This is a genomic window from Deltaproteobacteria bacterium CG11_big_fil_rev_8_21_14_0_20_42_23 (assembly GCA_002796345.1).
In the GTDB taxonomy this organism is placed as follows: Bacteria; UBA10199; UBA10199; order 2-02-FULL-44-16; family 2-02-FULL-44-16; genus 1-14-0-20-42-23.
On sequence record PCXC01000078.1, the window covers coordinates 1 to 12,088 of the forward strand.

Sequence of the window (12,088 nt, forward strand, 5' to 3'; positions counted from 1 at the left end):
CAATTTCAAACGCCCTTTTTTCAACAACACCAAACCGTAAACCACTCTCATTACTCACTTCGATGTGCTCATGGAGGGTTTTTCAGGGGGGACTATTGTACTAAAAAACACCTCATATATGCGGTGTAGATAACTGTCAAAGTAAAATACAAAGACCTCACATATGAGGCCCAAGAAAAGAGATCCCCTGCTTGTAAAAGTAGGAAAGAAGATACAGGAAATGAGGATTGAAGCCGATTTGAGGCAAGAAGACCTTGAGGAGTATGGCATCAGCTGGAAGCACTGTCAACGCATTGAGGCGGGCACCACCAACACAACAGTACAGTTTCTCTACAAGATAGCAAAAGCCTTCAAATGCCACCCAAGCGATTTGTTACCCTAACGCTGACTTTTCAAAACTAAAATTCTACTGATACACCTTTTTCATCATAGGCTTCTAGTGCATCTCGTGCTTGTTCATAGGTAATGACGATACCTGGGTCCTGGTCCAAATGGACGCTTGTAGATTTACAATCGGGGAGAACTTTTCGAAGTAAAGCAACAGCAGCCTCTTTACGTTCAGAGATCGAAGCTCCTTCAATACGGCCTTCAGCCAAATCCTGCAAAAAACCTATGAGGGGAACAGGATCAATCTTGGATCGCAACTCCTCAGTAAGCAAGTTGCCAACCCCGCTCTTACGCCCAGCCCCTTCTCGTTTTCCACCTCGTGCCATGTTTCCTTCTTACTGATTTTTTGATTGTTTTTCAAAGGAAATGGGGAAAAATTTTATCTAAAAGAGTTAAAAGAGAACCCAATACTATCATAGGTAAACCAATCTTGAATAAGCTCGGATGCAGAAAAGAAGCTAAATAAACTTTTTTCCCATTTCCAGTCTCTTGGTAGGCCCCTCCAAGGTTTTTACCAAAAGAAAAAGCAACCAATATTGAACCAATCAAATTAAAGAAGGGACCTCCGTAATCAAACAAAAGACGTACTAAAGCATATAATTTCATTACTGATCTCCCATCTTCATTTTCAATATCCACTACAGGTACACGAAGGGCTTAAAGTACCATCGCAACATATTATCCTGTCACTGCTATCATCACAGCCACATACGCCTTGATGCCAAGAGCAACAACCACTGCGAGCAAAAAGCATTTTACTGCTCTGATCTTTACATATTTGTGAATCAACAACATTCTTTTGAATAATATTATTCAAGCGTTCTTTTATCTGCTCGCCTTCAATAACATTTTCTCTCTGCAAATTTAATCCAGAGATAGCCGAACGCGAGGAAAGAAAAACTGCACAGATCAAAACCAAGAACAAGGCAAATTGCTTCATATATGCTCCTTTTTGATGAGAGGTATCCCGGAAGTAGAACAATGAAAAGCATATTACGTTCATTTTTTTGAACAATATTTAAGGCGAACGAAGGGCAATGTTTAGAGAGAAAATTTTCGCATCAAAAAATGCATCGATACCCAAAAATCCTGCAACTTTCCTGCAACCACCAATCAAAAACAGTCGAAAATTGTCAGTTATCTTCAGAGATGAGCATTGGAAGTGGTTAATAAATAAAGACTTATTTTTTTGACATTTAACTCATTTTGCTTTAGCACCCTACGGATCAGAAGGCCGCAGGTTCGATCCCTGCCGGGCGCGCAAATGAAAAAGCAGAGTCCTTTTGGGCTCTGCTTTTTTTGTGTGTTTTTTTAGTGGTGTGGGACACTCTTGGGACACAATTCGTTTAATCAGCCCATCTATCTTCACCCCCTGTAAAAGTGAAAAGTCAAAACTTGCCCTCTTTGAAGATAGTTTTTCACAAACGTCCTTGGGCGGTTATTCATTTTGCAAAACACCCTCCAAAGTGGTAGGAAAGCCATTCATCGGAAAAGGGAAGCCCTCAAAAAACTAACACTGCCTCCCTGTTATTAAAAATTTTTTATGCCAACAATTACATTAGATGAAATCTTAAAGAATTTTATTTTACTATGGGTTGTTATTGACCCTATCGGTACGATACCTGTTTTTATTGAGTTCACAAAAAAACATGCTGATCAAGACACTGTGAAAATCGCTTTTCAAGCCTGCAGTTATGCGTTGATGATTTTGTCTTTCTTTCTGATTGCAGGACAATTCATTTTCGAATCAATGGCCATTCCTCTTGCTGCCTTTCAGACGGCAGGTGGAATAATTTTGTTCATTTTCGCACTCAGTATGATTTTTGGTGAGGGGAAACCAGGGCGTGAAGTTTCTCTTATGAAATCAGGACGAGAAACTGCTTTGTACCCAATTGCAATGCCATCGCTAGCATCGCCTGGCGCCATCGTCGCAGTTATGCTTCTTACCGATAACCACCGTTTTTCTGCCCTTCATCAAAGTGTCACGCTTGGAATTGTTGCTTTAGTTCTTCTCCTAACATTTCTTCTTATTTTAGTTAAGTACATTTATCGTATCATTGGAGATTCGGGCGCCAGTGTATTGAGTCGTATTATGGGATTAATCTTAGCAGCAATAGCCGTTAATTTTGTGCTCGAAGGAGTAAAGAGCTATTTCTTTATTTAAACCATAAAACGTTTCGATAAACTCACAATATGGCGCGCAAAATTTAGAATATGAAGTTTTTTACACCAGTATTGAGCACCACCTTACTCAGAGTCTCAATTGTTATCGTTCGGACGGCGCAAGGAAGCCTTGGTACTTAAGACATGTTTAACAGCACCTTCCTCATCTTCATCAAAAATCTCTCCGATGATCTCCTCAATAATATCCTCTAATGTGACAATACCAAGCACCTCGTTTTTTTCTTGCACAATGACCATTTGAGTTTTTCCATCTTGGATCATCCTCAAAACTTTCAATAGTGACTCCTTGGGTTTGACCACCAGCACAGGCCTTAATAATTCCCGCCAATCAGCCCTGCCAGAGGCTTGTAAAGCCATGAATTCCTTTGAATGGAGAATACCTTTGACCTCCCCATTTTTGAAAACCGGAAAACGTGTATAAGCTGATTCGATGAAAAGCAGACGAATTTGTTCCGTCGAGTCATTTATGGAAGCTGACACCACATTTTTTAGGGGAGAATAGATGTCACGAATTCTCTTGTTCTCGATATTGACCAAATTAAAAACGTACTGCCTGTGCAGTGGACTTAGATAATCGATATCCAGCACATTTTCGGCGCTTTCAGAAGTTTCTGTCTTCGACCGAGGAGCTATGACGCACAGAAGCTTTTTCGTGGACCATTCCAGGATGTTCACCGCCGGCATAAAAATCTTATCCGCCAACACCAGCCATTTGGCTGAAGCGAGAGCCACGCGAAGAGGGTTTCGTAAGGCCAAGGTCTTGGGTACCAGTTCCCCAGCAACAACACTTAAATAGGTGAAGGGAACAACAAGCAACGCAATACCCACCACTTCCGCAATTCTTTCGCTTAATCCAAGCTCATTTTCCAGATAAGGACTTACAGCCTCTTCCATCCCCACTCCGCCGGTGGCTGCAGCTACGGCTCCAAATAAAGTAATCCCAATTTGTAGCACAGATAGTGTTCTCTCGGGCTTATCACGGAGCTCTAAAAGTCTCCGAGCATTGGCGTTTCCTGTACGGGAAAGTTCTTTGAGATGCCTCTTGCCAACAGCAACAAATGCCATTTCAGCTAAGGCTAAAAAACCGTTGGCAACAATACACAGCAACATTGCTATAAGTTCACTCATAGATTAATCTCAATTTCCTTATGACTGATATCTCACCACTAGCTTGGCTTTTCTTCAATCTCTTTATTTTCATCATGCTCATTTTGGATTTGAAGGTTTTTCATCGAAAACCACATGAGATTCGCATGAAAGAAGCTTTGGGCTGGAGTGTGTTTTGGGTGGCTTTAGCTTTATTGTTTAATTTGGCCATTTATTTCTGGAAAGGCCCTCAGCTTGGGTTGGAATTTTTAACCGGCTACTTGATTGAAAAATCGCTTTCGGTCGATAATATTTTTGTCTTCGTTTTAATTTTTTCATATTTTCAGATTCCAGCTCTCTATCAACACAAAGTGCTCTTTTGGGGAATTGTAGGAGCTCTTGTGTTCCGAGCACTTTTCATTTTTACCGGTCTCGTGCTGATCGAAAAATTCCATTGGGTCATTTATATCTTTGGTTTTTTTCTGATCGCCTCGGGAATTAAACTGGCTCTTGAAAAAAATAAAGAGATTCATCCTGATAAAAACCCTGTTTTAAAACTGTTTCGAAAACTCATCCCCGTTTCGAAGACACACCACGGTGGACTGTTTTTTATTCGAGAAAATGCTAAGTGGTTGGCTACTCCTTTATTTATTGTTCTGTTGGTCATTGAAACAACTGATATTATTTTTGCGCTTGATTCTATTCCGGCTATTTTGGCGGTTACTAAAGATCCATTTATCGTTTATAGTTCCAATGCCTTTGCCATTCTTGGGCTAAGAGCTCTTTACTTCGCACTAGGTGGGTTAATGAAGCTTTTTTACTATTTACATTATGGCTTAGCTGCGATCTTAATTTTTGTTGGTGGAAAAATGTTACTTGCCGATTTCATAAAAATTCCAATTGGCATTGCTTTAGGAATTATCGCTAGCATTCTTGTTTTATCAATTCTGCTTTCTCTCACTAAAAAACCTCCTCATCAGATCTGACCCAAATTTCGAAATAATTTCAATCTCTTTCAAGGAGGGAACCGTCCCCACTTATTTCTTCTACAGGTGGACAAACTGCACATCAATCTGATAGGCCCATAATCGTAAACAGTTGGATAATGAAAACCTTTACGCTTAGGGAGGAAATGATGATGAAGATAACTAAAGGAAAATATGTGGACGGGTTTGTGCTTTCTGTCCCGAAGAAAAATACTGCCCAGTACAAAAAAATGGCGCGAGAAGCGAAAGAAGTGTGGATGAAATTTGGTGCGCTCGATTACAAAGAATGCAAAATTGAAGATTCGAAACCAAAGTGTGTTACGTTTCTGTTTCCAAAAATGGCAAAAACAAAACCAAGTGAAGCGACGTGGTTTTCGTTTATTGTTTATAAATCCAAATCGCATCGCAATGCCGTGAACAAAAAAGTGATGGCATATTTTGAAAAAAAATACGGCAAAGACCATATGCAAATGCCCTTCGACATGAAGCGTTTTACTTACGCTGGCTTTAAAGTTGAAGTGGGGATATAGCGAACGCGTTTCAAAAGAGTGCAGAAAATTATTGTACTTGTTAGTTTGGAGATGAGGAGGAAACAATGTTGAAATCAAATACGGTCTATTTACATCGCGTTTTACGTGCGCCGGTTGAAAAAGTGTATCGCGCTTTTTTGGAGCCGGATGCACTTACTCGCTGGATTCCGCCATTTGGGTACACCGCAAAGGTGCATGTGCTTGATGCGCGCGTGGGTGGTGGGTTCAAAATGTCGTTCACCAACTTTGGCACCGAAAAAAGTCATTCGTTTGGAGGAAAGTACCTCGAGCTAATTCCGAATGAGTTGATCAAACACACCGATGTCTTCGACGACCCGAATTTACCTGGAGAAATGCAGGTAACCATCACCTTTAAAAAAGTGCTCTGTGGCACCGAGCTAAAAATTGTTCAAGAGGGCGTACCCGATGTCATCCCACTTGAAATGTGCTACCTCGGCTGGCAAGAATCCCTCACCATGCTGGCCCATCTGGTGGAGCCAGAAATTTTGGATGAGATGTAAAAACAACCTCGATGCATGTCTTCATTTAAAAATTGTCTCTTCACCATTAGTTGTGTAGCAAATAAAAACATATGCACATTTCATTTCCGCAATTAACCTGGCTTTTCTATTTGATTTTGGCTTTTGTTTTTTTGCCCGGCATTTTTTATGTTCGCTATCATCGCCTGCCTTTTGTAGTTCCGCTCATTCCAAAAAACAAATATGACATAGTCGAATATCTTTACGCGCACTTGCATCTTTTATTTACGATTTTTATTTTCATCTGGCCACTCACAACAACATGGCATCCTTTTTTGGGAAGTATACTTTTCTTTTTAGGCTGTGCACTGCAAGTATGGTCTGTTATTAGCTTTGGCGCCAGTTGGAGAATTGGGCAAGACAGAAATGACACCGATTGCGAATTCGTGTGCAAAGGTCCGTTCCGTATTATGAGCCATCCCATTTACGTAAGCCTTGTATTCATTGCGTTTGGTCAAGCTATGCTCATGGGCATTGAGTGGCGTTCGGCAATACTTGTACTTGGAACACTGGCTTATATTTTTGTGCAAGCAAATGCTGAAACGAAGTATTGGAAGCGAAAGCAGAAGTAAAAACTTCCTCCGTTATTTTCTTCCTCCTTATTTAAAGACCATAAAATATCTTTTACTTATGCATTTTCAACACACGTTATTTTTCCTTGTTTTCCCCATACCTAAATCAGGGTTTCTCTGATTGTAGATTTTTTTCATTTGCTTATGAGAAACATGAACGCAACCCAATCAAAAGGAGCCCGCCATGGAATCACTTCAAGAAGTTTTTATTCATGAATTAAAAGATATGCTGCACGCGGAAAAGCAATTGGTGAAGGCTTTGCCCAAGATGGCGAAAGCTGCAGACAACGAACAATTACGAAAAGCCTTTCAGAGTCATCTTTCTGAAACCAAAAACCACGTCACGCGACTAGAAAAAGTCTTCAAGCTGTTTGACAAATCTGCCAAAGGAAAAAACTGCAAAGGCATGCACGGAATAGTAAGCGAAGGTGAAGAACTTATTTCAGATGAAGATAAAGGCGTAGCTCGCGACACCTCGTTAATTTGTGGAGCGCAAAAAGCTGAGCATTATGAAATTGCCACCTATGGAAACTTGTGCACCTGGGCAAAGCAACTTGGAAATCATGAAGCCCTCAAACTGCTGAAAGAAAATATGCACGAAGAAAAATTGGCCGATGAAAAACTTACTCAAATTGCCAAAGATATGATTTCGGAGCTTTCTCATAATGATGGCGGCTATCTGAGTTCGTAGTGAAACTTTTCTGATGAGAATCAGCTCAGTTTTTGATTATTGTCAGAGAGTTTTATTTTTTAAAACGATACATGTGATTGGCGTTAGGTTGTTTCTGTTCTTTCACAATTCAACAAACTTTAAGTCTCACTTTTAGATCGAAAGGTTTAAAAGGTAAATTGAGTCTGCAAGCAGCTGATGGCTATCCTTATTGCTAGCCACAGGTACAAACGTCACATCTGCTCAATGGGCGCGGCATCGTAGAAATACGAATAGACGGAAAAAGAAAAGGAACCTGGCCCCAAACCAAGTTCTGGGGACTTTTTCCGGGAACTTGCAGAGGGCTTCGGGAAAAGGGATGGTGAGGTTCCGACACAAAGGACTCACAATCGAACAATTGTTTTCATTTGCATTATCAACCGAGTGATCAATCGGCGTAAGTGAAAAAAGAGTTACGGTCCTTTTTCAAGATGCAGGATAACCCTTAAGGAAACGCAACAGCTTTCTGGGTACCTTCTTCGCGTTAGAGCAAAGTCGATAGACTTGGCATAGCATCTTTGACGCCTAAGTTTTACAAAACAAAAACTTCGAAAAGCGACAGAGAGCCTCACTCTGAAAAAAAAACAGGCCATCATTCTCACCCTTAATTGCAAGGTCTCATCCAAAGCATCTGCCTTTAGGTGGGTTACTTCGATGGGATCGAGTAGTTATCGCACTATGATGATTACGCCATTAGGTTTCAATTTTAGCAGTCAGATGCAAACATCTGAAAAAAGCAGACTCCCTCATGGAATGTTGCACAAAGGTAATGAGACTTCTGTTTACACTTTACCACCTCTGTTATTGGAAACAATTTTATGTGATGAAGTGAAAAGTCTGTGAGAGGTCCGGCCGCTCTGCATTTGCAGGGTGGCCGGATTTTTTTGATCAAGAGATTATCGATAATAGCTTTCGCGCGAACGCGCACCCTTTGACAAAAGCACTTGCCACACTTGAAGCGAACGTGCTCTGAAAGCACCCTCGGAAGTAAGCAAATAATATTTCCACATTCTATAAAAGCGTTCTCCATATTTTTGTTTCAGCTTTTCCCAGTGCTGATCAAAATTTTGAAACCATGCCATCAATGTTTTATCATAATCTGAACCAAAGTTGTGCCAATCTTCCATCACAAATAATTCCTCAATTGCTTCACCAATGTGCTTAAGAGAAGGAAGCATTGCATTCGGAAAAATATACTTCTGAATCCAAGGATCAATAAAATGAACCGATTTATTTTCTCCGATGGTGTGAAGAAGAAAAAGTCCATCATCTTTGAGAGAACGATGAGCTACTTGCATAAAGTGTTTGTAATTTTTTTGTCCGACGTGTTCAAACATGCCAATTGAGGCGATGCGATCAAATGTTTTGTGTACATCTCGATAATCTTGAATCCAAATTTCGATAGGATAATCAGCACATTCTTTAGTTGCTTTTCGGCATTGCTCTTCTGAAAGAGTTATCCCAACTCCTTTTACCTGATATTTTTCCACAGCATACTTGAGAAAACCACCCCAGCCGCAACCTATGTCTAACAGTGTCATTCCTGGCTTCAGCTCTAATTTTTTGCAGACAAGATCCAATTTATTTTCTTGGGCTTCATCCAACGTGGACGCATTTTTCCAATACGCACAGGAATAGATCATGCGCTTATCTAAAAAATGTTCATACAAATCATTCCCAATGTCATAATGCTTTTGCACATTTGAAAATGATTTTGGAATGCTTTGTTGGTTGCTCCATTTTGATTTCAAAATATCAAGCATCGTGCGCCACGAAATATTTTTTTGATCAAGCTTTGCCATTAAAACTTTGTTGATACACTCGTCAAGCTTATCGCATTCCCACCAACCATGCACATAAGCTTCACCCAAGCGAAGCATGGCTAAGCAGCTTCGCGTAAAATCTCTTATCTTGAACTTGAATATCCCAAGGCCGGCTTCCATTCACCACAACATCTGCTGCGAGAAAAAGTCCTTTGATTCTCTCAATGGCACCAGATGCCACTTCTTTCGCTTTGTTATTTTGAGAAATGTGAGAAATAATTTTATTTTTCGTTACTAGATCTTGAGTCGACATAAACAAACTCCTCTCAGAGCATTACCAAACACCGCCCGTAAAATGAGCCTCAGAGCGCCTCAGCCTAAGGCTGGTCAATTTGACCTTGCTCCTGCAACGGAGATCCCAGATTCACTTTCCCGTCTTCAGGAACTTGCCTAGGCTGAAAAACAAAGATGAGAACAAGAATCGCTGCAAGAACTAGAACAATGGTAAGCCATCGTTTATTCATAACCCCTCCTTTTGTGGAGGCTATCTTCATCCTCTTAAAAACAAATGATTTTCGTCAAAGAGAGAATAAACTTTTGTCATGGAAAAAGTTATTTTTTGGTGTCAGAAAGGTGTGCCGGGTAGATCAGCTTGAAACATGAGTCACATCATGGTTTTTTGTTTGTGAGAGTGCAGAGTGATGTGGCCTGTTCTAGAAAGAGAGGAACTTTATGATTATTCCACTTCAGATTACCTTTAAAGAATTGCCACACTCAGCTGCAATTGAAGCTGCTGTAAGAAAAAAAGCAGAAAAATTGAATAGATTTTCAAACCACATCATACGATGCCACGTGGTGATTGAAGCACTTCAACACCACCATCAACATGGAAATATTTTTCACATCAACATTTTGATTACGCTTCCTGGAAAGGAAATTATTGTCAGCCGCAATCCCGATCAACACCAGGCTCACGAAGACATCTACGTAGCCATACGCGATGCTTTCAATGCAGCAAAAAGGCAGGTACAAGATTACGTGAATGAGCAACAGGGAAAAGTGAAATACCACGAACTACGCACGGACGAACAGGAGAAACTATAGTATAGTCGATTTAATTTTGAATGAGACGTCATCCCCTGCCATTTTTCAAGGGGTTGCCGAAAGGAGTATTCTAGTGTAGGCATGAAGGTGCTATGGCTATCTTCAAACACAGAAGTGGACGAAGAGAAAATCAAGCACACGTGGGAATAAAAAAGACCTCCCACGCCATTGCAGAGCTACAGCAAAGAAACGCACGCCTCGGAAAACAAATCGGAAAAAATGAAAAAGACTTAAGCAAATTAAAATCTCGCTTTGTCTCTACGGTTTCCCACGAATTACGCACTTCACTGGATGGCATTCTCACTTCCGCCGCACTTATTGACCGCTATAACCAAAAGGGGAACCAAGAAAAAATAAACCAGCACATTCAAACCATAAAAGAATTGGTTCAGAACTTGGCAATTTTTTTGGATGAGTTTCTCTCACTGGAAAAACTGGGGAAAGGCCGCCTTGAATACAAGGCAACTTCATGTGAAGTTGAAACCTTTTCACCTGAGTTAAGAGATGAAATGCAAACACTGACAAAGAAAAATGAAACAAAAGGATTAGAAGAGCTAAACGTTCTTTCTCATCACAATTCTCTCATTCACTACAAAAAAATGAGCTCGTTTTTCATGAGGGCGATATTCCCCAACATCTTTTTTTCTTGGATAAAGGAAAAGTAAAAACATACAAGTCACATGATGATGGAAAGGAATATGTGACAAACTTATACAAGGCTGGAGATTTTTTTGGATATATTCCCTTGCTGAAAAACAGCGATCACACAGAATCTGCCATTGTTTTAGAGGATTCAAAAATTTGCAAAATTTCCAAAGAAGATTTTATTTCGTTGCTCTACAAAAACAAAGATGTTGCAGAAAAATTTATCGGTATGCTTTCGGGAAATATTGTTGAAAAAGAACTCCAGCTTTTGAGCCTCGCCTACAACACCGTGAGAAAGCGGGTTGCAGAGGCTTTGCTCACGTTGGAAACCCATTATCATGAAGATGGGGAAAAAAAATTTCACATCATGGTTAATCGAGATGATCTTGCCAGCATGGCGGGAACTGCAACTGAATCTGTTGTTCGCGCACTCGGTGAATTTAAAGCCGACAAACTTATCGAAGTACACGGCCGCACCATTATACTTTTAAACCCCGAAGCTCTGAAGAAAATCCACTAATTTTCTGCCGAAGTAATCTTAACTTCGTTTGTCATTCTTGTAATTCATTATGCTCAGCTTCTGTGGCTTTCTCCATTGCAGCACTTTTCTTCGCCAAGTCGTTTTTGGAAGAAAGAAACTGCCAATACAACTGACCGAAGACAGCAAGGATAACCAAAATAAGAATAATTTTTTTAATCATTTTTTTCTCCAAAAAATATGTGTGTGTCATCACGAGGAGATTGCCACAGCACAAAACACTTCGCAATGACAGTTCATTGACCTAACAAAAAAAAACGGCTCTCATCTTTCGAGAACCGTTTTGAAAAAACTTTTCTTCGTTTTTGATTCTTAAAACAACACACCCACTGAAGCTCCTGTTGAGAAATAGGAAGTGTTGGTGTTGTTTGTTTTGAAGCCGTGTGTATAGCGAGCATCCACGCCCAAAGTCATCCATTTGCACACTTCAAAATCAACACCGGCTCCAAAATTGAGACCGATGTCTAAATAAGTTGAATCGTTTGAAGGAGGCGAAACAACTAAGAATGCCAAGCCAGCGGGAATGACAAAGGGTCTGAAGCGACCAAGATTATCAAATCGCACTTTTGGATTCACACCAACATTCAACTCGGTGACATCAACGGTGCTGTTGTTTGTGCCAGCAAGCAAAGCGCTTGTGGTTTGTCTTACCAAGGCATGTGAAAACCGGGAATACTCAAGAAAGATCTCACCCGCAAGTGAAGCTACACCAGCTATTTCCCCCGGCTTCATCAATCCCAAATCTAAACCTGCTCCAACGGAAAACCCACCTTTTCCACCGTTTACACCAGCTGCCGATAAGGTATCGGTGAAAACTTCATTACCTCGAGATGTGATCAACCTGGAATAAGCACCTCTAAAAAAAACCTTATTATTCTTTTTCTCTTCAGCATGCTCACTCGCAAATGCCATGCTGGAACAAACACTTCCCAACGTTACTAACACTGCAACAACCACGAAACTAAAACGCACTTTGCTCTTCATCTTTCCTCCTCAATGTTGAAAATAGCATTTATTATTGAGGAGGCTTGTAGCTTTATAGTCC

Annotated in this window: 17 protein-coding genes and 1 pseudogene; 11 read left to right on the top strand and 7 right to left on the bottom strand. The window is 40.5% G+C overall.

Going from position 1 to position 12,088, the window contains the following annotated elements:
* Positions 1-163: 163 nt before the first annotated feature.
* The gene (locus tag COV43_08980) at positions 164-382 is read left to right on the top strand and encodes a transcriptional regulator (GenBank protein PIR24689.1); all 219 of its coding nucleotides are present in this window, start codon (positions 164-166) and stop codon (positions 380-382) included.
* A 16-nt stretch (positions 383-398) separates the two neighbouring features.
* Here COV43_08980 and COV43_08985 read toward each other — a convergent pair whose 3' ends face one another.
* Genes COV43_08985 through COV43_08995 form a run of 3 tightly spaced genes read right to left on the bottom strand, consistent with a single transcriptional unit; the run spans position 399 to position 1,327 of the window.
* A complete protein-coding gene (locus COV43_08985; GenBank protein PIR24690.1) occupies positions 399-713 on the bottom strand; it encodes a hypothetical protein in 315 nt (104 codons plus the stop codon).
* 31 nt (positions 714-744) lie between these two features.
* Positions 745-993, bottom strand: a complete 249-nt coding sequence (locus tag COV43_08990) for a hypothetical protein (protein ID PIR24691.1) — start codon at positions 991-993, stop codon at positions 745-747.
* Positions 994-1,015: 22 nt separating this feature from the next.
* Positions 1,016-1,327: a hypothetical protein gene (locus COV43_08995; protein ID PIR24692.1), complete on the bottom strand. Its 312-nt coding sequence runs from the start codon at positions 1,325-1,327 to the stop codon at positions 1,016-1,018.
* A gap of 343 nt (positions 1,328-1,670) precedes the next feature.
* Between COV43_08995 and COV43_09000 the strand changes: the two genes are divergently transcribed.
* Positions 1,671-1,901 (top strand): hypothetical protein, encoded by a 231-nt coding sequence (locus COV43_09000; protein ID PIR24693.1) that lies wholly within the window; start codon positions 1,671-1,673, stop codon positions 1,899-1,901.
* A gap of 29 nt (positions 1,902-1,930) precedes the next feature.
* Complete coding sequence (locus tag COV43_09005) at positions 1,931-2,551, top strand: MarC family transcriptional regulator (GenBank protein PIR24694.1); 621 nt, start codon at positions 1,931-1,933, stop codon at positions 2,549-2,551.
* Positions 2,552-2,646: 95 nt separating this feature from the next.
* Here COV43_09005 and COV43_09010 read toward each other — a convergent pair whose 3' ends face one another.
* On the bottom strand, positions 2,647-3,699 hold the full coding sequence (locus COV43_09010; GenBank protein ID PIR24695.1) for a hemolysin: 1,053 nt from the start codon (positions 3,697-3,699) through the stop codon (positions 2,647-2,649).
* A 20-nt stretch (positions 3,700-3,719) separates the two neighbouring features.
* Here COV43_09010 and COV43_09015 point away from each other — a divergent pair, with 20 nt between their 5' ends.
* The 5 genes from COV43_09015 to COV43_09035 all read left to right on the top strand — a co-directional run bounded on the left by COV43_09015 (position 3,720) and on the right by COV43_09035 (position 6,975).
* Positions 3,720-4,643: a hypothetical protein gene (locus COV43_09015; protein ID PIR24696.1), complete on the top strand. Its 924-nt coding sequence runs from the start codon at positions 3,720-3,722 to the stop codon at positions 4,641-4,643.
* A 152-nt stretch (positions 4,644-4,795) separates the two neighbouring features.
* The gene (locus COV43_09020; protein PIR24697.1) at positions 4,796-5,173 is read left to right on the top strand and encodes an RNA signal recognition particle; all 378 of its coding nucleotides are present in this window, start codon (positions 4,796-4,798) and stop codon (positions 5,171-5,173) included.
* A gap of 68 nt (positions 5,174-5,241) precedes the next feature.
* A complete protein-coding gene (locus COV43_09025) occupies positions 5,242-5,694 on the top strand; it encodes a polyketide cyclase (protein ID PIR24709.1) in 453 nt (150 codons plus the stop codon).
* 71 nt (positions 5,695-5,765) lie between these two features.
* Positions 5,766-6,284: a hypothetical protein gene (locus COV43_09030; GenBank protein PIR24698.1), complete on the top strand. Its 519-nt coding sequence runs from the start codon at positions 5,766-5,768 to the stop codon at positions 6,282-6,284.
* A gap of 184 nt (positions 6,285-6,468) precedes the next feature.
* Positions 6,469-6,975 (top strand): hypothetical protein, encoded by a 507-nt coding sequence (locus tag COV43_09035; protein ID PIR24699.1) that lies wholly within the window; start codon positions 6,469-6,471, stop codon positions 6,973-6,975.
* Between the two features lie 914 nt (positions 6,976-7,889).
* Here the strand turns inward: COV43_09035 and COV43_09040 are convergent.
* A pseudogene (locus tag COV43_09040) lies at positions 7,890-9,069 on the bottom strand (cyclopropane-fatty-acyl-phospholipid synthase).
* A gap of 419 nt (positions 9,070-9,488) precedes the next feature.
* On the opposite strand from COV43_09040, the gene COV43_09045 reads away from it, so the two are divergent.
* The 3 genes from COV43_09045 to COV43_09055 all read left to right on the top strand — a co-directional run bounded on the left by COV43_09045 (position 9,489) and on the right by COV43_09055 (position 11,025).
* A complete protein-coding gene (locus COV43_09045; protein ID PIR24700.1) occupies positions 9,489-9,860 on the top strand; it encodes an RNA polymerase subunit sigma-54 in 372 nt (123 codons plus the stop codon).
* 92 nt (positions 9,861-9,952) lie between these two features.
* A complete protein-coding gene (locus COV43_09050) occupies positions 9,953-10,525 on the top strand; it encodes a hypothetical protein (GenBank protein PIR24701.1) in 573 nt (190 codons plus the stop codon).
* The gene (locus COV43_09055; GenBank protein ID PIR24702.1) at positions 10,507-11,025 is read left to right on the top strand and encodes a hypothetical protein; all 519 of its coding nucleotides are present in this window, start codon (positions 10,507-10,509) and stop codon (positions 11,023-11,025) included. Before COV43_09050 ends, COV43_09055 begins: the two co-directional genes overlap by 19 nt.
* 31 nt (positions 11,026-11,056) lie before the next feature.
* Here COV43_09055 and COV43_09060 read toward each other — a convergent pair whose 3' ends face one another.
* Both COV43_09060 and COV43_09065 read right to left on the bottom strand, forming a co-directional pair.
* A complete protein-coding gene (locus tag COV43_09060; GenBank protein PIR24703.1) occupies positions 11,057-11,236 on the bottom strand; it encodes a hypothetical protein in 180 nt (59 codons plus the stop codon).
* A gap of 119 nt (positions 11,237-11,355) precedes the next feature.
* Positions 11,356-12,027 (bottom strand): hypothetical protein, encoded by a 672-nt coding sequence (locus COV43_09065; GenBank protein ID PIR24704.1) that lies wholly within the window; start codon positions 12,025-12,027, stop codon positions 11,356-11,358.
* Positions 12,028-12,088: the final 61 nt, after the last annotated feature.